Source organism: Mesorhizobium sp. M0045 (assembly GCF_040323385.1).
Lineage (GTDB): Bacteria > Pseudomonadota > Alphaproteobacteria > Rhizobiales > Rhizobiaceae > Mesorhizobium.
Genome location: NZ_JAMYUY010000007.1, coordinates 41564 through 62665, shown reverse-complemented (window position 1 = coordinate 62665; position 21102 = coordinate 41564). Strand labels below are relative to the sequence as shown.

18 protein-coding genes and 1 tRNA gene are annotated in these 21102 nt (G+C 62.5%); 2 read left to right on the top strand and 17 right to left on the bottom strand.

Annotation, left to right across the window (positions count from 1 at the left end; genetic code table 11):
- Nucleotides 1-90 precede the first annotated feature (90 nt).
- Nucleotides 91-1002, top strand: coding sequence for a phosphatase PAP2 family protein (locus tag NKJ72_RS13725; RefSeq protein WP_254818386.1), 912 nt, complete (start codon nucleotides 91-93; stop codon nucleotides 1000-1002).
- A 352-nt stretch (nucleotides 1003-1354) separates the two neighbouring features.
- On the opposite strand, the gene NKJ72_RS13720 is transcribed toward NKJ72_RS13725, so the two are convergent.
- Both NKJ72_RS13720 and NKJ72_RS13715 read right to left on the bottom strand, forming a co-directional pair.
- Nucleotides 1355-2422 carry a cyclic nucleotide-gated potassium channel gene (locus tag NKJ72_RS13720; protein WP_352477562.1) on the bottom strand — a complete coding sequence of 356 codons (1068 nt, stop codon included), beginning with the start codon at nucleotides 2420-2422 and terminating at the stop codon, nucleotides 1355-1357.
- A gap of 236 nt (nucleotides 2423-2658) precedes the next feature.
- Nucleotides 2659-2743 (bottom strand) — tRNA-Leu (locus tag NKJ72_RS13715).
- 175 nt (nucleotides 2744-2918) lie between these two features.
- Between NKJ72_RS13715 and lipB the strand changes: the two genes are divergently transcribed.
- Entirely contained in the window at nucleotides 2919-3662 is a 744-nt protein-coding gene (lipB, locus tag NKJ72_RS13710) for a lipoyl(octanoyl) transferase LipB (RefSeq protein ID WP_352477561.1), read from the top strand.
- 389 nt (nucleotides 3663-4051) lie between these two features.
- Here the strand turns inward: lipB and NKJ72_RS13705 are convergent, their stop codons facing one another.
- The 15 genes from NKJ72_RS13705 to nuoG all read right to left on the bottom strand — a co-directional run bounded on the left by NKJ72_RS13705 (nucleotide 4052) and on the right by nuoG (nucleotide 21064).
- Nucleotides 4052-4735, bottom strand: a complete 684-nt coding sequence (locus tag NKJ72_RS13705) for an ABC transporter ATP-binding protein (protein ID WP_254818120.1) — start codon at nucleotides 4733-4735, stop codon at nucleotides 4052-4054.
- A complete protein-coding gene (locus NKJ72_RS13700) occupies nucleotides 4732-6018 on the bottom strand; it encodes a lipoprotein-releasing ABC transporter permease subunit (protein ID WP_352477560.1) in 1287 nt (428 codons plus the stop codon). Before NKJ72_RS13700 ends, NKJ72_RS13705 begins: the two co-directional genes overlap by 4 nt.
- On the bottom strand, nucleotides 6015-7343 hold the full coding sequence (gene proS, locus NKJ72_RS13695; RefSeq protein ID WP_352477559.1) for a proline--tRNA ligase: 1329 nt from the start codon (nucleotides 7341-7343) through the stop codon (nucleotides 6015-6017). The genes NKJ72_RS13700 and proS overlap by 4 nt, the downstream gene beginning before the upstream one ends.
- A 560-nt stretch (nucleotides 7344-7903) precedes the next feature.
- Complete coding sequence (locus NKJ72_RS13690; RefSeq protein WP_254818117.1) at nucleotides 7904-8188, bottom strand: DUF1467 family protein; 285 nt, start codon at nucleotides 8186-8188, stop codon at nucleotides 7904-7906.
- Nucleotides 8185-8589 carry a methylmalonyl-CoA epimerase gene (gene mce / locus NKJ72_RS13685; RefSeq protein WP_352477558.1) on the bottom strand — a complete coding sequence of 135 codons (405 nt, stop codon included), beginning with the start codon at nucleotides 8587-8589 and terminating at the stop codon, nucleotides 8185-8187. The genes NKJ72_RS13690 and mce overlap by 4 nt, the downstream gene beginning before the upstream one ends.
- Nucleotides 8590-8709: 120 nt before the next feature.
- A complete protein-coding gene (locus NKJ72_RS13680) occupies nucleotides 8710-10380 on the bottom strand; it encodes a ribonuclease J (protein ID WP_352477557.1) in 1671 nt (556 codons plus the stop codon).
- Between the two features lie 134 nt (nucleotides 10381-10514).
- On the bottom strand, nucleotides 10515-11336 hold the full coding sequence (locus tag NKJ72_RS13675; RefSeq protein WP_352477556.1) for a biotin--[acetyl-CoA-carboxylase] ligase: 822 nt from the start codon (nucleotides 11334-11336) through the stop codon (nucleotides 10515-10517).
- A gap of 4 nt (nucleotides 11337-11340) precedes the next feature.
- Nucleotides 11341-12777 carry an NADH-quinone oxidoreductase subunit NuoN gene (gene nuoN / locus NKJ72_RS13670; RefSeq protein ID WP_352477554.1) on the bottom strand — a complete coding sequence of 479 codons (1437 nt, stop codon included), beginning with the start codon at nucleotides 12775-12777 and terminating at the stop codon, nucleotides 11341-11343.
- 17 nt (nucleotides 12778-12794) lie between these two features.
- Nucleotides 12795-14300, bottom strand: a complete 1506-nt coding sequence (locus tag NKJ72_RS13665) for an NADH-quinone oxidoreductase subunit M (RefSeq protein ID WP_352450009.1) — start codon at nucleotides 14298-14300, stop codon at nucleotides 12795-12797.
- A complete protein-coding gene (nuoL, locus tag NKJ72_RS13660; RefSeq protein WP_352477553.1) occupies nucleotides 14300-16273 on the bottom strand; it encodes an NADH-quinone oxidoreductase subunit L in 1974 nt (657 codons plus the stop codon). The genes NKJ72_RS13665 and nuoL overlap by 1 nt, the downstream gene beginning before the upstream one ends.
- Before the next feature lie 11 nt (nucleotides 16274-16284).
- Nucleotides 16285-16593: an NADH-quinone oxidoreductase subunit NuoK gene (nuoK, locus tag NKJ72_RS13655; protein WP_023676620.1), complete on the bottom strand. Its 309-nt coding sequence runs from the start codon at nucleotides 16591-16593 to the stop codon at nucleotides 16285-16287.
- A 1-nt stretch (nucleotide 16594) separates the two neighbouring features.
- Nucleotides 16595-17215, bottom strand: coding sequence for an NADH-quinone oxidoreductase subunit J (locus NKJ72_RS13650; RefSeq protein ID WP_023676621.1), 621 nt, complete (start codon nucleotides 17213-17215; stop codon nucleotides 16595-16597).
- Nucleotides 17216-17445: 230 nt separating this feature from the next.
- Nucleotides 17446-17937, bottom strand: a complete 492-nt coding sequence (gene nuoI, locus NKJ72_RS13645; RefSeq protein ID WP_254818109.1) for an NADH-quinone oxidoreductase subunit NuoI — start codon at nucleotides 17935-17937, stop codon at nucleotides 17446-17448.
- Nucleotides 17937-18980, bottom strand: coding sequence for an NADH-quinone oxidoreductase subunit NuoH (gene nuoH / locus NKJ72_RS13640; RefSeq protein WP_292663045.1), 1044 nt, complete (start codon nucleotides 18978-18980; stop codon nucleotides 17937-17939). Before nuoH ends, nuoI begins: the two co-directional genes overlap by 1 nt.
- A 2-nt stretch (nucleotides 18981-18982) precedes the next feature.
- Nucleotides 18983-21064 (bottom strand): NADH-quinone oxidoreductase subunit NuoG, encoded by a 2082-nt coding sequence (nuoG, locus tag NKJ72_RS13635; protein WP_352477552.1) that lies wholly within the window; start codon nucleotides 21062-21064, stop codon nucleotides 18983-18985.
- Nucleotides 21065-21102 lie beyond the last annotated feature (38 nt).

The following is a 21102-nucleotide window of genomic DNA, read 5'->3' as shown; positions in this document are numbered from 1 at the left end:
GTTAAGAACGGGTAAATTGGTTTGGCCCTAACCACGGAAGCCTCTCGCTACAGGCCCTCCGCCATATGGCAATTGCGCCTCTCATTGTTCATGGCGACATATGTTTTAGGCGCTTCCGCACTATACCCGGAGGTATTCTATACGTCGGCCTTAATCTATTCTCACAAGTTTCTTGTTGGCATCCCGGTGTTGTTTATCGGTGGCGTCTGCTGTGCCGCGCTAATCCATGGTCGGCGGCAACCGGTTCGCTACGCACTGGATTTGGCTCAAGGGCGCTGGCGTGGTTGTCTGCTGGTGCTGCTGTTCTTCTTTGCCAGCTTGACCGCGTTCTCTACCTACAAGATCGCCATCCCGTCCGTCGTTCCATACTATGCCGACAACTGGTTGGCCGACGCTGATGAATGGCTGCACGGGATGCCGCCATGGGAGATCGTCCATAAGCTCGACAGCAACAATTGGTCGTCCGTCGTCTTCAACAGCTATGAAGTCATTTGGTTTTACCAGTGGTTCGGCACCATCCTTTTCGTGTCGCTCTGGTCGGACGAGATTGCCCGCATCCGCTATCTCTGCGCAGCAGCGCTGACGTTGTCCGTCCTCGGAACGGTCTTGGCCCTGGCGCTGGCATCGGTCGGACCGGTTTACTACCACCACTTTGTCGGCGTGGATCGCTTCCACGGATTGAATGCGGCCCTGGACAGGCTGGACCATAGTTACATGGTGCGGGAACCCGCGGCATATCTCCTGAAGGCTTACCAGAGCGGCCGGCCAAGTCTTGGCGGCGGCATCTCGGCCATGCCAAGCATGCATGTCGCCTTTGCCGTATTGAACGCCTATTTGCTGTCATCGATCAATCGCTGGCTTGGCGTTCTGGGTTGGACCTTTGCAGCCCTGATCCTGTACGGATCGGTGTTCACTGGCTGGCACTATGCCGTGGACGGCTACGCATCGATCGTTGTTGTATCGGTGATCTGGTGGGCGACCGGACGCCTGGTGCGCGAATAGTTATGTGCGCTTGTCGATAGATGGCCATTGCCCGCCGATGGCCACTTCGCATAAGCCAAACTCGCGACCGCAGTCAGGCACAAAGCACGTGCCCCGACAAGGACGCTCCCCGCCGTGCTCGAATTCGACGAGCAAGAGATTCCGCTTTCGAACTTAATGGTGTGGTCGAGATGCAGCGCGCCGCAACGCCGCCCGCGTTGATTTTGAAGCATTTTTCTACGATTCCGCGGCGATTTGTATTGAGGGTGGTTCGACAGCGGCAAAGCACGTAGTTCCAGCCAGCCACCATCGGCAGGCAGCTGGCAGCCTTGCCATCACATCCTCCTCCTGACGAACACCCAGTCTAATACGGTCAACCGTTAGGCGCCGCGCCGCGCCGCTCGAGCGCGGTTTTGCGGATGATTTCTGCGATCTCCGGGCTGCTGCTGCACAGCATCTGGAAATCCGCCGAGTGTAGCGACAGGAGTGAGACCACCGTTGTGGCGCTGACGGTCGCCGAGCGCGGTTCGCCGGTGATCAGCGCCATCTCGCCGAAGAAGGCGCCAGGGCCCAGCTCCACCGGGTTTGGCGTCGCGACGCTGACGCGCCCCTCCACGACGAAGAACATCTGATCACCGGTCTCGCCCTTGCGGCAGATCACAGCGCCAGCCGGCACGCTGCGAGGTCGTAATGCGCGCACGATCTCGACTAGTGTGGCCGGGCCGAGCTTCTGAAACAACGGCACGGCGGCGACCAATTGCCAATTGCGGACGAAATCCTCACGACGGACTTCTTGATAAAAGCCGGTGGCAAGAATGCCAGCCCAGAGCGCGAAGATGCCGATGCCACTCATCATGACCGCCCCGGCAAGGACGCGGCCGGCGAAGCTTTCCGGAATAGCGTCGCCATAGCCGGTGGTGGACAGCGTGACCACCGCCCACCACATTGCCTGGGGGATGCTGCCGAATTTTTGCGGTTGGACGTCGCGCTCGATCACATAGGCTGCGAGCGCAACACCGAACAGAACGATGCCGAAGACCGTGGCGACGCCGATCAGGTTGCGCGCTTCGTTGGTCAGGATTCTGCCCAGCAGCGGGAAGAAAGTTGAATCGCGCAGCGGTTTCAGCAGCCAGACAGCGCAGTAGAGGCTCCGGTCGGGCGTGCCGACGAGCAGAAATGCGGCGAGTGGAACCAAAACCGCGAGCACATCAATGGCGATTGCCGGCGTCCTGTCCCGAAGGTATCCCGCCCGGCGCTTGAGCAGTTTCTCGGCCAATTCCAGGAGATAGATGCCCCAAATGACCGCGAGCACGGCAGCCAAAGCCAGTCTGCTTCGCCCGGACATGTCCGGTGTCGTGAGCGCAGCCACCGCCACAAGCCCAGTCGCAGCCAGCACCGCGTTGAGCGGCGCGTAAATTCTTAAGAACGGCAGTACCGACATTCTATGCCCACGAGCGGATGCTATCCTCCAGAATAGGATGCCTTCAAGGCAAGCGCAAAGGTGCTTGCTTTCGCTGCGATGCCCATCACCAACCGTGAACTCAGATGTCCGGGAAAGAACAGACGGCATAGGACGCGAATTAACAAATTACGGTGACAGTGCGCTTTTTGCCGTATTTGCACGGCTGTGCGACAAGCCTGAAAAATCGCAATAACTTCCACAGCCAAAAGACTGATTGGTGCGGTCGAGAAGACTCGAACTTCCACGGGTTGCCCCACAGCGACCTCAACGCTGCGCGTCTACCAATTCCGCCACGACCGCACGTGGTAGGAGCCGGAACCAACCGGCCCGCGGCGTGTAGCAAATCGTTTCCGGTGAAACAAGTGCGCGGCCAGCAATAATCGGCCGGACATCGGCATAACTCTTCAAGGGCCGAACGTGCCGGAACTGGACGTTTGTACCGATTGCCGCCATATGAGTGGCGAGACGAGATATCATGACAGAACGCAGCCAGATCGCCACGTCGTTCCTGCCCTTGCCCGGCTCGGCGCCGGTCGAATGGCGGATCGAGCCTGGGCTCACCGCCTATCCCGATGCGCTCGCCCTGATGGAGGCGCGCGCCGAGGCAATCCGCAGCGGCGCCGCCGGCGAGATGGTCTGGCTGGTCGAGCACCCGCCGCTCTACACCGCCGGCACCAGCGCCCGCGTCGAGGACCTGATCGAGCCGGACCGCTTCCCGGTCTTTGCCGCCGGGCGTGGCGGCGAATACACCTATCATGGGCCGGGCCAGCGGGTCGCCTACGTCATGCTCGACCTGAAGCGGCGGCGCGAGGATGTCCGCGCCTTCGTCGCCGCTCTCGAACAATGGATCATCGGCTCGCTGGCCGCCTTCAACGTACGCGGCGAACGCCGCGAGGACCGCGTCGGCGTCTGGGTGGTTCGGCCGGACCGCCCCGCTTTGCCCGACGGCTCGGCGGCCGAGGACAAGATCGCCGCCATCGGCATAAGGCTGAGGCGCTGGGTGAGCTTTCACGGCATCGCCATCAATGTCGAGCCGGACCTTAGCCATTTCAGCGGCATCGTACCGTGCGGCGTCCAGGATCACGGCGTTACCAGCCTTGTCGATCTCGGCCTTCCCGTGACCATGGCCGACCTCGACCTGGCGCTGAAATCCGCTTTCGAGGACGTGTTCGGGCCCGCCGCGGTGTCGCCTGTCGAAGTGTCCCGCAAGGCCGGCTGAAACACTCGCCCAATGCCTGCGCCAATATGCGAAGGCGGCCCTCGCTCATCAGCATCGAGCCCGCCCTTGAGCTCAAGCCTCACATCGCGCCGATCCAGATTGCCATGGAAATGAGGAACGTGCTCATGCACACCAGCGAAACGACATCCTGAACAAGATCGGTCATAACTCTCTCCTGTTGTTAGTATGTTCGTATTTTGTTCTAATTTTGTTCGAATGTCAACGATCGCAGCCCAGGTGTCACCGGAATTGCGCTCGGTCATTTCGACAGGGTTAAGAAAGGGTTGAAAAGGGAGATGCCGGGCGTTTCGGGGCCGACAGGCGCGCGAAAGTGGCGGGACGGCGCACGGCAGCTCGCAGGCCGGCATCGCCTCAATAGCAGCGCACCCCTAAAGCGGCACGACCTTGCCGTCGGCCAGCGTCACGCGGCGGTCCATGCGCGAGGCGAGCTCATGATTATGAGTGGCGATCAGCGCCGCCAGGCCCGATTGCCGGACCAGCGCTGCCAGCGCCTCGAACACATAGGAAGCAGTCACCGGGTCGAGATTGCCGGTCGGCTCGTCGGCCAAAAGCACCAGCGGCGCATTGGCGACGGCACGCGCAATGGCGACCCGCTGCTGCTCGCCGCCGGAGAGCTCGGAGGGGCGATGCTGTGCCCGCTTGCCGATCTGCATATAGTCGAGCAATTGCGCCGCCCGCTCGGCCGCCTCCTTGCGCGGCAGCCCTTTTATCAGCTGCGGCATCATGATGTTTTCCAGCGCCGAGAATTCAGGCAGCAAATGATGGAACTGATAGACGAAGCCGACGTCGTTGCGGCGGATCGCCGTGCGCTCGTCGTCGGAAAGCCGGCCGCAGGCGCGCCCCGCCAGGATCACGTCGCCGGCGTCCGGTCGCTCCAACAGCCCGGCGGTGTGTAGCAGCGTCGACTTGCCGGTGCCCGACGGCGCCACAAGCGCCACCATCTCGCCACGCTTCAGCGAAAAATCGGCGCCGTTCAGGATGGTCAGCTTGCGCGGTCCCTGCACATAGTGCCGTTCGACGCTCTTCAGCTCGATAATGGCTTCGGCCATCACTCGTACCTCAGCGCTTCGACCGGATCGAGCCTGGCCGCGCGCCACGCCGGAAACAGCGTGGCCAGGAACGACAGCGCCAGCGCCATGAGAACGACGGAGATCGTCTCGCTGGCATCCATGCGGGCCGGCAATTGGCTCAGGAAATAAAGCTCGGGATTGAACAGCCGCTCGTTGGCCAGCCAGGAGAAGAACTGGCGAATGCGCTCGACGTTGAGGCAGATCACGATGCCGAGCAGCACGCCGGCGATGGTGCCGACAACACCGATCGCAGCCCCGGTCATCAGGAAGATGCGCAGGATCGCGCTGCGCGTCGCGCCCATGGTGCGCAGGATGGCGATGTCGTGGCCCTTGTCCTTCACCAGCATGATCAGGCCCGAAATGATGTTTAGCGCCGCCACCAGCACGATCAGGGTCAGGATCATGAACATGACGTTGCGTTCGACCTGCAGCGCGTCGAAGAACGTCTTGTTGCGTTGCCGCCAATCGACAAGGCTGATCGGCCGCTGCGCCGCCTCTTCGACCTTCGGCTTCAGCGCGTCGATATTGTCGGGATTGTCGGCATAGATCTCGATCGTCTGCGCCCGGCCGTCCATGTTGAAATAAAGCTGCGCTTCCGAGAACGGCATGTAGACGATGGAACTGTCATATTCCGACATGCCGACCTCGAAGATCGCGGTGACCGGATAGCCTTTCATGCGCGGCGTCGTGCCAAGCGGCGTGATGTCGCCCTCGGGCGAAATCAGCGTGATCGTATCGCCAAGCACTAGGCCGAGATTCTCGGCCATGCGGCTGCCGATGGCGACGCCTTCGCCGGTGTCAAAGCCGACGATCGAGCCCTCCTTGATATTGTTGGCGACGATGGTGATCTTGCCGAGATCCTCGCCGCGTATGCCGCGCACCAGCGCGCCGGTGCCGCCGCCGACATTGCCTTGCGCCAGCACCTGCCCGTCGATCAGCGGGATGGCGTATTTGACGCCGGGCACGCCGTTGATGCGGCCGGCGACCTGGGCATAGTCCTCCAGCGGCATGTCGAGCGGCTGCACGATCAGGTGCCCGTTGACGCCTAGGATGCGCGTCAGCAGTTCGGCGCGAAAGCCGTTCATCACCGCCATGACGACGATCAGCGTGGCGACGCCCAGCATGATGCCGAGGAAGGAGATCGAGGCGATGACCGAGATCACCGTCTCCTTGCGACGCGAGCGCAGATAGCGCCACGCCACCATGCGCTCGAAGCCGGAAAAAGGCCCGGCGCCCGATGGTCTTGCTGCCGCCGCTTTGTTCATGCGGCGGCACCGAAACGCTGCTTCACGTCCGCGATCGGCAGCGTCTCGCGCTCGCCGGTCCTGCGGTTCTTGATTTCGACCTCGCCGGCGGCGATGCCGCGCGGCCCGACGATCACCTGCCACGGCAGCCCGATCAGATCGGCGGTGGCGAACTTGCCGCCCGGCCGCTGGTCGGTGTCGTCGTAGAGCACCTCCTTGCCCGCGGCGGCAAAGGCGGCATTCAGCTCGCCGCAGACGCGGTCGCATTCGGCATCGCCGGCCTTCATGTTGATTAGGCCGACATCGAACGGCGCCACCGCCTCCGGCCAGATGATGCCGTTATCGTCATGGCTGGCTTCGATGATCGCCGCGACCAGCCTGGACGGGCCGATGCCGTAGGAACCGCCAGAAACGAAATGATCCTTGCCGTCCGGGCCGGTCACCTTGGCGCCCATCGGCTTGGAATATTTGTCGCCGAAATGGAAGATATGCCCAACCTCGATGCCGCGCGCCGAGACCCGGTCGCTCGCGGGCACCTTCTCCCATGCCGCCTCGTCATGCATCTCGTCGGTGGCGGCATAGGGCGTCGTCCATGTCTTGACGATGGCGCCGATCTCGGCGTCGTTCGAAAAATCCGTGTCTGCGCCGGGCACTGCCAGCGAAAGATAATCGCGGTGGCAAAACACCTGGCTCTCGCCGGTGTCGGCCAGGATGATGAACTCATGGCTGAGGTCGCCGCCGATCGGCCCGGTGTCGGCGCGCATCGGGATAGCCTGAAGCCCCATGCGCGTAAACGTCCTGAGATAGGACACGAACATGCGGTTATAGGCGGCCTTGGCGCCTTCATAATCGAGGTCGAAGGAATAGGCGTCCTTCATCAGGAACTCGCGCGAACGCATGACACCGAAGCGCGGGCGCACCTCGTCGCGAAACTTCCACTGGATGTGATAGAGGTTGAGCGGCAGGTCCTTGTAGGACTTGACATAGGAGCGGAAGATTTCGGTGACCATCTCCTCGTTGGTCGGCCCGTAGAGCATATCGCGGTCTTGCCGGTCCTTGATGCGCAGCATCTCCTTGCCGTAATCTTCATAGCGGCCACTTTCGCGCCACAGCTCGGCCGATTGGATGGTCGGCATCAGGATTTCGAGCGCGCCGGCGCGATTCTGCTCCTCGCGGATAATCCGGCAGACCTTGTCCAGCACCCGCTTGCCGAGCGGCAGCCAGGAAAAGCTGCCCTGCCCCTGCTGGCGGATCATGCCGGCACGCAGCATCAGCCGATGCGAGACAATCTCGGCCTCGCGCGGGTTTTCTTTGAGGATGGGCAGGAAATAGCGCGACAAACGCATGAACTGGTCCGTGAGAGAGGATGGCGGCGCCGGAATCGGCGCGGCACAGGCTTGCTTGCCCCGGCTTCATAGCCATTTCATGGCGGAATGGAAACCCGGCCCAGGCGCTGCACAGGCGCCGCAATTGCCGCACACGGCTTGCTGGCCGTTTCGCAAGCAACGCCTGCCGTACTATTGTGCACTGCAGCACGAGATTGCCTGTTTCCGGGCAAAATTCTTCGTGACATTTTCACCCGCCTTAGGCTAGTGTGCCCAGATAACCGAGAGGGTAGAGAAAAATCTGCCCTCCTACGCGGTCAAAGTCTTGGGAGGATGCGATCTAGGCGCGGTAACTCGCTGCCGCCGGACACCGGAAACAGATCGGACGCGTTTAAATTGCAAGGCCTCGCGCCTTGCATTTTTTTTGTGCAATCATTTGGTTAGCACGACAGATTACCAAACTACATGACGTTGCGTCAGCCCAAGCCCGCCCCGGGGCTTTACTTGGGTTGACCTTGCTGGCTCAGCTTGATTTCAGGGCGTCGGCTAGGCTGGGATAGCCGGACACGGTAGGTAGCCGGCTAATGCGCTGGGCTCTGGTTGAAATCTGGTACGATGTGCGGGATGTCATCGATGCCGAGGCCAAGCCCTCTCGTGATGCCGTAGAAGATACCCATGAGGACCAGCGTGGCGATTGTCGTGCGCAGCGCCGCGCGCAGCATATGCGGTCCGCGCGGTGCGCTCGGAACCGTGCCAAGCGTCACGTCCCGGTCCTCGTCCTGTGTCCGCATGCTGAACGGCAGCACGGCGAACAACACCACCCACCATGTGGCGAAGAACAGGGCGACAAACGAAACCCAACTCATGCTTGCTCCAGTTCGACCAGCGTGCCGAAGAAATCCTTGGGGTGCAGAAACAATACCGGTTTGCCATGCGCGCCGGTCTTCGGCTTGCCGTCGCCCAGCACGCGCGCGCCGCTGGCCTTGAGACGGTCGCGCGCCGCAACAATGTCGTCCACCTCGTAGCAGAGATGGTGCATGCCGCCGGACGGATTCTTCTCGAGGAATGCGGCGATCGGCGAAGCTTCGCCTAGCGGCTCGAGCAACTCGATCCTGGTGTTGCCGACGTCGACGAACACCACCGTAACGCCATGCTCCGGCAGCGCCTGCGGCGCGGTTACGCGCGCGCCAAGCGTATCACGATAGACCGCCGCAGCCGCGGCCAGATCCGGCACCGCAAGCGCGACATGGTTGAGGCGTCCGAGCATAGAGTGCTCCCGGTTAGGGGAGTAGGGGAATAGGGGAGTACGGGAGTAGGGAAAACAAGTTTGGAGAGTGCAAGCTACCTGTTCTTCCCTACTCCCCTACTGCCATACTCCCCTACTCCCTCATCTTGTGACGAACACTGTCACCAGCGGCTTCTTGCCCCAGGCTTCGTTGGCCGCGCCGCGCACCGCGCGCCGCACCGCCTCCTGGACCAGGTCGAGGTCTTTTCGGCGCTGGCGGGGGATGGAGTCCACGGCGCCGATTGCCGCATCGATCATCAGGTCTTCCAGGCTCTCGCCGCTGCCGTCGGCCTCGGCGACGCCGATGGCGACGAGATCGGGATCGCCGGCAAGCTCGTATTTGTCGTCGAGCACCACGTTGACGGCGACATGGCCGGCAAAGGACAGCCTGCGGCGGTCGCGAATGCCCATCGCCTGATCGCTGCCGATCAGCCTTCCGTCCTTGTAGATGCGGCCGAACGGAACCTGGTCGATGATGGCGGCGGCACCCGGATACAGCCTGAGCATGTCGCCGTCGCGCACCTGCGCCACCTGGCTGATGCCGGACATCGACATCAGCGAGCCCTGCGCCACCAGATGCGCTGCCTCGCCATGTACGGGAACGCCGATCTGCGGCCGCACCCATTCATACATCTTGCGCAATTCGCTGCGGCGTGGATGGCCGGAGACATGCACCAGCGCATCGCCGTCCTCGATGATCTTGATGCCGAGATCGATCAGGCGGTTCTTGATTTCGAGGATCGCCTTCTCGTTGCCGGGAATGGTGCGCGAGGAAAACACCACCGTGTCGCCGGCCGTCAGCGCCACCGACTTCATCTCGTCGCGCGACAGCTTGGCAAGCGCGGCAAGCGGCTCGCCCTGGCTTCCGGTGCAGATGATGACGAGGTTTTCGCGCGGGATGAAGCCGTAATCCTCCTCGGCGATGAATTCCGGCAACCCGTCCATATAACCGAGTTCATCAGCCACATCGATGACGCGCTTCATCGAGCGGCCAAGCACCAGGCATTGGCGGCCGGCATCCCGCGCTGCCTTGGCGATCGAGACGATGCGGCCGACATTGGAGGAGAAGCTGCTGACGGCGACACGGCCCTTGGCATTCTGGATGACACCCTTGAGACCCTCGCCCACCGCCACTTCCGACGGTGATTCCCCTTCCCGCAGCGCGTTGGTGGAATCGCAGATCAACGCCAGCACGCCCTTGTCGCCATAGGCGCGGAAGCGTGCCTCGTCGGTCATCGGCCCCACCGTCGGCGCCGGATCGATCTTCCAATCGCCGGTATGGATGACGACGCCGGCCGGCGTGGTGATCGCCAGCGACATCGGTTCGGGAATGGAGTGCGCAACGGGGATGGCCTCGATCTCGAACGGACCGACGGTGAATTTCTCGCCAGCCCGGTAGATCGTCACCGGGATCTTCGGCGCCCCTTGCTCGCCCTGCCGCTTGGCTTCCAGCAGGCCGGCGCCGAACGGCGTCATCCAGACCGGCGCCTTGAGCTTCGGCCAGATGTCGTGCAGCGCGCCGTAGTGGTCCTCATGTGCATGGGTAATGACGATGCCGCGCAGATTGGCGACATTCTCCTCGATGAAGCGGGTGTCGGGCAGTACCAGGTCGACGCCGGGCAGGGTTGCATCGGGAAAAGTAACGCCGACGTCGACGACGATCCATTCGCGCGCATTGGCCGGCCCATAGCCGTAGAGGGCGAAGTTCATGCCGATCTCGCCGACACCGCCGAGCGGCACGAAGACAAGTTCGGCATTTTCCGCTGTCGCCATGGTCTTTCCTTCCTTGCCGTTCAAATTGTGGGCCGGTCAAATTGTGGGCCGGTCAAAATTGTCGGCCAATCAAAATTGTCGGCCGGTCAAATTCAAGCTGGTCAAATACCTGGCCAGTCAAACGTATTGGCCAGTCAACCGACGGCCGATGCGACCGCGCCGAAATGCACGTCGCCGGCGGCGATCGTCAGAACCGAGCCTTCATCGTCGCGGATCACGAAACGGCAGTCTTCGTCAATGGTCTCGAAGGTGCCGCGCACCACATTACCGTCAATTCTGACAGCAACCTGCCCGCCAAGCCCCGCCGCACGCGCCAGCCAGCGCCGCCTGACGGCGGCAAGCCCACGCCCTTCGTTCCACAGCCGGGCATTCTCGCTCCATGCATCCGACAGCGCCAGAAACAGCGTCTCGGCATCGCAAGCCGACCCCAGCGCGTTGAGCGACGTCGCTGGATAGGGCAAATCATTGGGATAAGCCACCACATTGACGCCGATGCCAACAGCCACCGCCGAACGGTCGCCATCCAGCATCGCCGATTCCAGCAGGATGCCGGCGAGCTTGGCGCCCGAGGCAAGCACGTCGTTCGGCCATTTCAACTCGAAGCGGTTCTTGCCCTGGCTCGCACCATCGAGGCCGATCGCAATCCTGCCTTTCGGCACGACGGCGTCGAGCGCGTCGGCCAGCGCCAGTCCGGCAACGAAGCCGAGCGTCGCGGCAAGTCGAAGCTCGGTGTTGGTGATCACCAGCAGCGTCGCCGCCAGGTTGCCTTCGGGCGTCGCCCAGGCGCGGCCGCGGCGGCCACGTCCCGCTTCCTGCTTTTTTGAGACGACCCAGAGTTTGCCCGGATCGCCGGCCCGCGCGTGCTCCAGCGCCAACGCATTGGTGGAGCCGACCGTATCGTGCGCCTCGAGCCGGAACCCTTCCGAAGCCGCGGTTGGAGCCAGCCTGAACGTCATTCCGTTAGAAGAAGGTCTTGGCCGCGGCGGCTGCGTAGGTTCCGATCGGGCCGCCGATCAGCACGTAGAACAGCACGAAAGCGCCGCAGGCGCCGAGCACGACGCGCAGTTCGGTCGCCATCGGCACGAAGCCGCCGACCGGTTCGTCGAACCACATGATCTTGATGATGCGCAGATAATAATAGGCGCCCACCACAGAGGCCAGCACGCCGATGATCGCCAGCGCGTAGAGGTTGGCATTGATGGCGGCGAGGAACACGTACCATTTCCCCCAGAAGCCGGCGAGCGGCGGGATACCGGCCAGCGAGAACATCATGATGGTAAGGATCGTCGCCATGATCGGGTTGGTCGCCGACAGGCCGGCGAGATCGCTGATCTGCTCGACATTGCCCTCCTTGCGCCGCATGGCGAGGATGAAGGCGAAGGTGCCGAGCGTCATCACCAGATAGATCAGCATGTAGATGGCGACGCCGCGCACCCCGTCCTGGCTGTTGGCGGCAAGGCCGACCAGAGCATAACCCATATGGCCGATGGAGGAATAGGCCATCAGCCGCTTGATGTTGGTCTGGCCGATGGCCGCGAATGCGCCGAGCGCCATCGAGGCGATCGAGATGAAGACGATGATCTGCTGCCAGTCGGCGGCGATCGGCTTGAAGGCGCCCATGGTGACGCGCACCATCAGCGCCATCGCCGCCATCTTCGGTGCCGCCGCCAGAAAGGCCGTCACCGGCGTCGGCGCGCCCTCATAGACGTCGGGCGTCCACATATGGAACGGCACCGCCGAGATCTTGAAGGCAAGGCCGGCCAGCACAAAGACCAGGCCGAAGACGAGGCCGAGCTGGCGCTCGCCGCCGCTGAGCGCCGCGGCGATCTCCTGGAAGCCGGTGTTGCCCGTGTAGCCGTAGACCAGCGAGATGCCGTAAAGCAGCATGCCCGACGACAGCGCGCCAAGGACGAAGTACTTCAGCCCGGCCTCGGTCGAGCGCAGATTATCGCGGTTGATCGCCGCCAGCACGTAGATCGCCAGCGACTGCAGCTCGAGGCCGAGATAGAGCCCGATCATGCCGTTGGCCGAGATCATCAGCATCATGCCGAGCGTGCAGAGCAGGATCAGCACCGGATATTCGAACTTGTCGAAACGCTCCGCCTGGGCAAAGCGAACCGACATGACCAGCGTCACCGCCGAGCCGACCAGCGCCAGCATCTTCATGAAGCGGGCGAATGGGTCCTGGATGAAGGCTTCGCCATAGGCGTTGCCCTGCCCCGGGGAAAAGATCAGCCAGGCGCCGGCGATGACCAGCACGGCAACAGCAAGGCCGCTCACCGTGACGGCGGTGTTGGCGCGCGAATAGGCGCCGAGCATCAACAGCGCCAAGGCGCCGATGGCGAGGATCAGCTCTGGCGTCGAGAGCGACAGGCTGGAGAGAAGGTCCGGCGTCATGGTTCGCAAACCCCCAGTCAGTTCGCCGCCGCGGTCTGCGCGGCGCCGATGGATGCGGTGACATTGGTAACGAGCGCCTTGACCGATTCGGCCGTCGCGTCGAAGATCGGCGCCGGATAGACGCCGAAGAAGATGACCAGCGCGACCAGCGGATAGATGATCACCTTTTCGCGCGTCGACAGGTCGAGCAAACCTTTCAGGCTTTCCTTGGTCAGTGCGCCGAAGATCACCTTGCGGTAGAGCCAGAGCGCATAGGCCGCCGACAGTATGACGCCGGTGGCGGCGAAGAACGCCACCCAGGTGTTGACCCGGAACACGCCGAGCATGGTCAGGAACTCGCCGACGAAGCCGCTGGTGCCGGGCAGGCCGACATTGGCCATGGTGAAGATCATGAACACGGTTGCATATTTCGGCATGTTGTTGACCAACCCGCCATAGGCGTCAATGTCGCGCGTGTGCATGCGGTCGTAAACGACGCCGACGCAGAGGAACAGCGCGCCGGAGACCAGCCCGTGCGACAGCATCTGGAAGATCGAGCCCTGGACGCCTTCCTGGTTCATCGCGAAGATGCCCATGGTAACGAAGCCCATGTGAGCGACCGACGAATAGGCGATCAGCTTCTTCATGTCCTCCTGCATCAGCGCCACCAGCGAGGTGTAGATGATGGCGACAACGGAAAGCGTGAAGATCAGCGGCGCGAACATTTCGGATGCGATCGGAAACATCGGCAGCGAAAAACGCAGGAAGCCGTACCCGCCCATCTTGAGCAGGATGGCGGCCAGGATCACCGAGCCGGCCGTCGGTGCTTCGACATGCGCGTCCGGCAGCCAGGTATGCACCGGCCACATCGGCATCTTCACCGCAAAGGACGCGAAGAAGGCAAGCCATAGCCAGGTTTGCATATTGGCCGGGAAATTATGCGTCAGCAGCGTCGGGATATCGGTGGTGCCGGACTGGAAGAACATCGCCATGATGGCGAGCAGCATCAGCACCGAACCGGCCAGGGTGTAGAGGAAGAACTTGAACGAGGCATAGACGCGCCGCTTGCCGCCCCACACGCCGATGATGATGAACATCGGGATAAGGCCGGCTTCGAAGAAGACGTAGAACAAGACGATGTCGAGCGCACAGAACACGCCGATCATCAGCGTCTCGAGCAGCAGGAAGGCGATCATATAGGCTTTGACGCGCTTCTCGATCGATTCCCACGAGGCGAGAATGCAGAGCGGCATCAGGAAGGTGGTCAGGATGACGAACAGCATGGAGATGCCGTCTACGCCCATATGGTAGGAGATGCCGGAATCCAGCCAGGCAAACTTCTCGACGAACTGGAAGCCAGGTTGCGAATTGTCGAAGCCGGTCCAGATAAACAGCGAAATCACAAACGTGAACGCAGTCGTGAAAAGCGCGATGGCGCGGATGTTGCGGCGCGCGTTCTCGCTGTCATCACGCACGAAAAGGATGAGCAGCACACCAACCAGCGGCAGGAAGGTGACCAGCGATAGGATCGGCCAGGCGGTCATCAGAGCATCATCCAGGTGACGAGTGCGGCAACGCCGATCAGCATGGCGAAGGCATAGTGGTAGAGATAGCCGGTCTGCAGCTTGACGACCCGGTTGGTGACGTCGACGACGCGCGCCGAAATGCCGTCCGGCCCGAGTCCGTCGATGACGGTGCCGTCGCCGGTCTTCCACAGGAAGTGGCCGAGGCGCTTTGCCGGCCGCACGAACAGGAAGTCGTAGAGCTCGTCGAAATACCATTTGTTGAGCAGGAAGGCGTAGAGCAGGCGATGGTTGGCAGCGACGCTCCGAGGCATTTCCGGCGCGCGAATATAGAACTGCCAGGCAATCGCAAAGCCGATCAGCATGGCGATGAACGGCGACAACTCGACCCACAACGGCACTTCGTGGATTTCGTGCAGGATGTGGTTGTCCGGCAGCGTGAACAGCGACGCCTTCCAGAATTCGGCATAGCCCTCGCCGATGAAGGCGCCGTGGAAGATCACGCCGGCGAACAGCGCGCCCGCCGCCAGGATGAACAGCGGCACCAGCATGACCGGCGGCGATTCATGGACATGGTGCATGACCTCGTGGCTGGCCCGCGGCTCGCCGTGGAAGGTCATGAAGATCAGCCGCCAGGAGTAGAAGGAGGTAAAGCAGGCAGCAATGACCAGCAATATGAAGGCAAACGCGGCGACCGCATTGTGGCCGGCGAAGGCCGCTTCGATGATGGCGTCCTTGGAAAAGAAGCCGGCCGTGCCGATGATCGTTACCGGAATGCCGACACCGGTCAGCGCCAGCGTGCCGATCACCATCATCCAGTAAGTCGTCGGGATCAGCGTCCTCAGGCCACCCATTTTGCGCATGTCCTGCTCGTCGGAGACGGCGTGGATGACCGAGCCCGAGCCGAGGAACAGCAGCGCCTTGAAGAAGGCGTGGGTGAACAGATGGAAAATCGCCGCGCCATAGGCGCCGACGCCGAGCGCCACGAACATGTAGCCGAGCTGCGAACAGGTCGAATAGGCGATGACGCGCTTGATGTCGTTCTGGACAAGACCGACTGTCGCAGCGAAGAAGGCAGTGAAGGCGCCGATGAAGGTGACCACCGTCAGTGCCGAATGCGACAGCTCGAACAGCGGCGACAGCCGCGCCAGCATGAACACGCCTGCCGTCACCATGGTGGCGGCATGGATCAGTGCGGAGACCGGCGTCGGGCCTTCCATGGCATCCGGCAGCCAGGTGTGCAGCGGCACCTGCGCCGACTTGCCCATCGCGCCCATGAACAGGAGGAGGCAGACGACCGTCATCGCGGCCTGCTTATCGAGCGCATAGCCGAGGAAGGTCAGTACGGCCGCGCCTTGCGGCGCGCCTTCCGCCGGAATGAACGTCGCCGCATTGGCGAAGATGGTGCCGAGATTGACCGAGCCGAACAGCACGAACACGCCGAATATGCCGAGCGCAAAGCCGAAATCGCCGACGCGGTTGACGACGAAGGCCTTGATCGCGGCCGCATTGGCCGACGGCTTCTTGTACCAGAAGCCGATCAGCAGATAGGAGGCAAGGCCGACGCCTTCCCAGCCAAAGAACATCTGCACGAGGTTGTCGGCCGTCACCAGCATCAGCATGGCGAAGGTGAACAGCGACAGATAGGCGAAGAAGCGCGGCCGGTCCGGGTCGTGATGCATGTAGCCGATCGAGTAGACATGGACCAGCGCCGACACCGTATTGACGACGACCAGCATCACCACGGTCAGCGTATCGATCCGCAGCGCCCACGACGCTTCGAGGCCGCCTGACTGGATCCAGCGCAGCACCGGCACGGTGAACACCTCGCCGCCGCCGAAGCCGACCGAGAAGAAGGCAACCCACGACAGCACAGCGGCGATCACCAGGAAGCCGGAGGTGATGTATTCGGAAGCCTTGGCGCCGAGCGAAGTGCCGAACAGGCCGACGATCAGGAAGCCGAGCAGCGGAAGGAAGACGATGGCCTGATACATGGTGGTTTCCGTCAACCCTTCATCATGTTCACGTCTTCGACCGCGATCGAGCCGCGGTTGCGGAAGAAGACGACGAGAATGGCGAGGCCGATCGCCGCTTCGGCCGCCGCGACCGTCAGCACGAACAGTGCGAACACCTGGCCGACCAAATCGCCGAGCGCCGCCGAAAAGGCGACGAAATTGATGTTGACCGCAAGCAGGATCAGCTCGATCGACATCAGGATGACGATGACGTTCCTGCGGTTCAGGAAGATACCGAACACGCCGAGCGTGAACAGGATCGCCGATACGGTCAGGTAGTGCGCGATGCCGACGACCATCTCAGACTCCTTCGCCCGTCTTGACCTTGCGGATTTCCACTCCGGTTGCCGCCGTGCGGCCGACCTGGGCGGCGATCGACTGCCGCTTGACGCCCGGCTTGTGGCGCAGCGTCAGCACGATGGCGCCGATCATGGCGACCAGCAGCACCAGGCCAGCTACCTGGAAGTAATAGAGGTAATCCGTATAGAGGATGTCGCCGAGCGCTGCCGTATTGGAGCGCGCGGCCAGGTCCGGAATGGGCTTGGCGACCGTCGCCGCCAGTTTCGGCGCGAATGTATAGCCGCCGAGCACCACGATCAGCTCCGCCGCCAGGATCAGCCCGACCAGCGCGCCGATCGGTGCATATTGCAGGGCGCCTTCCTTCATCTCGGCGAAGTCGACATCGAGCATCATGACCACGAACAGGAACAGCACCAGCACCGCGCCGACATAGACGACGAGCAGGATCATCGCCAGGAACTCGGCGCCGGTCAGCATGAACAGGCCGGCGGCGTTGAAGAAGGTCAGGATCAGGAACAGCACCGAATGCACGGGATTGCGCGCCGAAATGACCATGAACGCCGATGCCACCGCGACAAAGGCGAAGAGGTAGAAAAAGGCCGCCTCTAGTCCACTCAGCATGGGTTCCCCCGGGTTTCCTGTCAGAACAGGACGTTCGTCCTGTTTTTTGCCACCGCCTCCGGTCGGCAAGTTGCGTGTTCCTATCGCATGTTCCGATCGGGTTGAAAGACCCGATCGAAAAGAAAACATGCGACACTCTTTCATTCCGGAGGATGATCTTGTCCGAAAAGTCTGCAACTTTTCGGGATCATCCTCTGAACGAGGCCCTCGCCCCGTCCATGCGTCAAATATCAGCGGTAAGGCGCATCCAGCGAGATGTTGCGCGCCAGCTCACGCTCCCAGCGGTCACCATTGGCCAGAAGCCTGTCCTTGTCGTAGTAAAGTTCCTCGCGCGTCTCCGTCGCGAACTCGAAATTCGGTCCCTCGACGATGGCGTCGACCGGGCATGCTTCCTGGCAGAAGCCGCAATAGATGCATTTCACCATGTCGATGTCGTAGCGCACGGTGCGCCGCGTGCCGTCATTGCGGCGTGGGCCGGCTTCGATGGTGATGGCCTGTGCCGGGCAGATCGCCTCGCACAATTTGCAGGCGATGCAGCGTTCCTCGCCGTTCGGGTAGCGGCGCAGCGCATGCTCGCCGCGGAAGCGCGGGCTGACCGGTCCCTTCTCATGCGGATAGTTGATCGTCTCCTTCGGCGCGAAGAACTGGCGCATCGACAGAAAGAAAGCGCCGACGAAATCCTGCAAAAGCAGTGACTTGGCGGCCTGGGATAATGCAGACATCAGGCAAACCCCGTGATCTTTAGGAAAGCGGCGGTGGCGACCACCATGAACAGCGAGATCGGCAGGAACACCTTCCAGCCGAGTCGCATCAGCTGGTCGTAGCGATAGCGCGGCACGAACGCCTTCACCATGGAGAACATGAAGAACACCAGGCAGACCTTGAGCACGAACCAGATCAGCCCCGGCACCCAGGTGAACGGCGCGAAGTTGAAGGGCGGCAGCCAGCCGCCAAGGAACAGGATGGTTGCCAACGCGCACATCAGGACGACGGCGACATATTCGCCGAGGAAGAACAATAGGAACGGCGTCGAGGAATATTCGACCATATGGCCGGCGACGAGTTCCGATTCGGCTTCCACGAGGTCGAAGGGCGGACGGTTGGTCTCGGCCAACGCCGAGATGAAGAAGACGATGAACATCGGGAACAGCGACAGCCAATGCCAGTCGAGGAAGGTGTTGGGCAGGCCGAGCCGCGTGCCCAGCCCGTCCTGCTGCGACAGGACGATGTCGGACAGGTTGAGCGAGCCGACGCAAAGCAGCACGGTGACGATGACAAAGCCGATCGAGACTTCGTAGGACACCATCTGCGCCGCCGAGCGCAGCGCGCCAAGGAACGGGTATTTCGAATTGGACGCCCAGCCGCCCATGATCACGCCATAGACCTCGAGCGAGGAGATGGCGAAGACATAGAGGATGCCGACATTGACGTTGGCGATCGCCCAGCCTTCATTGACCGGTATGACCGCCCATGCAGAGATCGCCAGCACCGCCGACACCAAGGGCGCCAGCAGGAAAACGCCCTTATTGGCGCCGGACGGGATCACCGGTTCCTTGAAGACGAATTTCAGCAGATCGGCGAAGGCCTGCAGCGTGCCCCACGGGCCGACGACGTTCGGTCCGCGGCGCAATTGCACCGCCGCCCAGATCTTGCGGTCGGCGTAAAGCACATAGGCGACGAAGATCAACAGCACGACGATCAGCACGACCGACTTCAAAAGGATCAGCAGCGCCGGCAGCACGTAGAAGGAGAAGAAGGTGTCCATGTCTACTCCGCCGCCTGCCTGAAGCCGTTTTTCGCCAAAGCCGAGCATTCGGCCATCACCGCGGAAGCCCGCGCGATCGGATTGGTCAGGTAGAAATCCTTGACCGGCGAGACGAAGGTGCCCTTGTTCAGCCGCCCGCCGAGCTTGGCAACCCTGGCGATGTCGGCCGGGTCGCCAGCCGCGACATGGTCGATGCGGGCAAGATGCGGGTATTCCGCATAGAGCTTTGCGCGCAGCTGCGGCAGCGAATCGAACGGCAGCTTCTTGCCGAGCACATCCGACAGAGCCCTGAGAATCGCCCAGTCCTCGCGCGCTTCGCCGGGCGCGAAGCCGGCCCGGTTGGTCTGCTGCACGCGGCCTTCGGTGTTGACGAAGGTGCCCGACTTCTCGGTATAGGCGGCGCCCGGCAGGATGACGTTGGCGCGATGCGCGCCCTTGTCGCCATGCGTGCCGATATAGACGACGAAAGCGCCGCCGGTCTTGGCCATGTCGATCTCGTCGGCGCCGAGCAGGAACAGCACGTCGGTCTCGCCCAGCATGCCGGCGACATTCCTGCCGCCCTCGCCCGGTACGAAGCCGACATCGAGGCCGCCGACACGCGCCGCGGCGGTGTGCAGCACGGCAAAGCCGTTCCAGTCGGCTCTAGCGGCGTTGACTGCGACGGCGAGCTTCGCCGCCTGGCCAAGCACGGCCGTCCCGTCTGGACGCGCCAGCGCACCCTGTCCGACGATGATCAGCGGATGCGTCGCCTTCTTCAGCAGCTGGAAGAACTTGCCGTTGCCGTCGGCCAGATCCTTCAGCGATTCCGGCCCGGCGCCGAGCTGCTCGTAATCATAGCGGGTATCGCCGACATCGCCGATGACGCCGACCGACAGATTGCCGGCCCGCCAGCGCTTGCGGATGCGGGCGTTGAGCAGGGATGCCTCGAAGCGCGGATTGGCGCCGACGATCAGCACCGCATCGGCCTGTTCGATGCCTTCGATGGTCGGGTTGAAGACATAGCTCGCCCGGCCGAGCGACGGATCGAGTGCGGCACCGTCCTGGCGGCAGTCGGTGTTCTTCGAGCCGAGCGAAGCCATCAGAAGCTTAAGCGCGTAGATCTCCTCGACGGCTGCAAGATCGCCGGCAATGGCGCCGATCTTTTCGGGTGCGGCATTCGACACCGCTTCCTTGATCGCGGCAAAAGCCTCCGCCCAGCTTGCCGGGGCCAGTCTGCCGTCCTTGCGCACATAGGGCCGGTCGAGGCGCTGCGTGCGCAGACCGTCCCAGATGAAGCGGGTCTTGTCGGAAATCCACTCCTCGTTCACCGCCTCGTTGGTGCGCGGCAGGATGCGCATCACTTCGCGGCCCCGGCTATCGACGCGGATCGCCGAGCCGACGGCGTCCATCACGTCGATGGATTCGGTCTTGGTCAGTTCCCACGGCCGTGCCTGGAAAGCGTAGGGTTTGGAGGTCAGCGCGCCGACCGGACAAAGGTCGATGACATTGCCCTGCAGTTCCGACGTCATCGCGCTTTCGAGATAGGTGGTGATCTCGGCATCCTCGCCGCGGCCGATCAGGCCGAGCTCGGATATGCCCGCAATCTCGGTGGTAAAGCGGACGCAGCGCGTGCAATGGATGCAGCGGTTCATGATCGTCTTGACCAGCGGCCCGATATACTTGTCTTCGACCGCCCGCTTGTTCTCGTGGTAGCGCGAGGAATCGACCCCGAACGCCATCGCCTGGTCCTGCAGATCGCACTCGCCGCCCTGATCGCAGATCGGGCAGTCCAGCGGATGGTTGATCAGCAGGAATTCCATCACGCCTTCGCGGGCCTTCTTGACCATCGGCGTGTTGGTGAAGATTTCCGGCGGCTCGCCATTTGGACCGGGGCGCAGGTCGCGCACGCCCATGGCGCAGGACGCCTGCGGCTTGGGCGGGCCGCCCTTCACCTCGATCAGGCACATGCGGCAATTGCCGGCGATCGACAGCCGCTCATGGAAGCAGAAGCGCGGCACTTCAGCACCTGCGTCCTCGGCCGCCTGCAGCAGCGTGTAGTGGTCGGGTACAGTGATCTCTTTCCCGTCGACCTTGAGCTTTGCCATTTCGCCTCAAACCCCTGCGGACGTTCCGCAATCTTTCC

What these genes read in the sequence shown, in the direction of transcription:
- nuoI (WP_254818109.1), bottom strand. Translation starts at nt 17,937, where the DNA reads ATGTCTGCATTATCCCAGGCCGCCAAGTCACTGCTTTTGCAGGATTTC.
- nuoK (WP_023676620.1), bottom strand. Translation starts at nt 16,593, where the DNA reads ATGGTCGTCGGCATCGCGCACTACCTGACCGTATCGGCGATCCTGTTC.
- nuoG (WP_352477552.1), bottom strand. Translation starts at nt 21,064, where the DNA reads ATGGCAAAGCTCAAGGTCGACGGGAAAGAGATCACTGTACCCGACCAC.
- NKJ72_RS13700 (WP_352477560.1), bottom strand. Translation starts at nt 6,018, where the DNA reads ATGAACAAAGCGGCGGCAGCAAGACCATCGGGCGCCGGGCCTTTTTCC.
- NKJ72_RS13675 (WP_352477556.1), bottom strand. Translation starts at nt 11,336, where the DNA reads ATGACGTTCAGGCTGGCTCCAACCGCGGCTTCGGAAGGGTTCCGGCTC.
- proS (WP_352477559.1), bottom strand. Translation starts at nt 7,343, where the DNA reads ATGCGTTTGTCGCGCTATTTCCTGCCCATCCTCAAAGAAAACCCGCGC.
- NKJ72_RS13725 (WP_254818386.1), top strand. Translation starts at nt 91, where the DNA reads ATGGCGACATATGTTTTAGGCGCTTCCGCACTATACCCGGAGGTATTC.
- NKJ72_RS13665 (WP_352450009.1), bottom strand. Translation starts at nt 14,300, where the DNA reads ATGACCGCCTGGCCGATCCTATCGCTGGTCACCTTCCTGCCGCTGGTT.
- nuoH (WP_292663045.1), bottom strand. Translation starts at nt 18,980, where the DNA reads ATGGACACCTTCTTCTCCTTCTACGTGCTGCCGGCGCTGCTGATCCTT.
- nuoL (WP_352477553.1), bottom strand. Translation starts at nt 16,273, where the DNA reads ATGTATCAGGCCATCGTCTTCCTTCCGCTGCTCGGCTTCCTGATCGTC.
- NKJ72_RS13720 (WP_352477562.1), bottom strand. Translation starts at nt 2,422, where the DNA reads ATGTCGGTACTGCCGTTCTTAAGAATTTACGCGCCGCTCAACGCGGTG.
- NKJ72_RS13680 (WP_352477557.1), bottom strand. Translation starts at nt 10,380, where the DNA reads ATGGCGACAGCGGAAAATGCCGAACTTGTCTTCGTGCCGCTCGGCGGT.
- NKJ72_RS13690 (WP_254818117.1), bottom strand. Translation starts at nt 8,188, where the DNA reads ATGAGTTGGGTTTCGTTTGTCGCCCTGTTCTTCGCCACATGGTGGGTG.
- mce (WP_352477558.1), bottom strand. Translation starts at nt 8,589, where the DNA reads ATGCTCGGACGCCTCAACCATGTCGCGCTTGCGGTGCCGGATCTGGCC.
- NKJ72_RS13650 (WP_023676621.1), bottom strand. Translation starts at nt 17,215, where the DNA reads ATGCTGAGTGGACTAGAGGCGGCCTTTTTCTACCTCTTCGCCTTTGTC.
- nuoN (WP_352477554.1), bottom strand. Translation starts at nt 12,777, where the DNA reads ATGACGCCGGACCTTCTCTCCAGCCTGTCGCTCTCGACGCCAGAGCTG.
- lipB (WP_352477561.1), top strand. Translation starts at nt 2,919, where the DNA reads ATGACAGAACGCAGCCAGATCGCCACGTCGTTCCTGCCCTTGCCCGGC.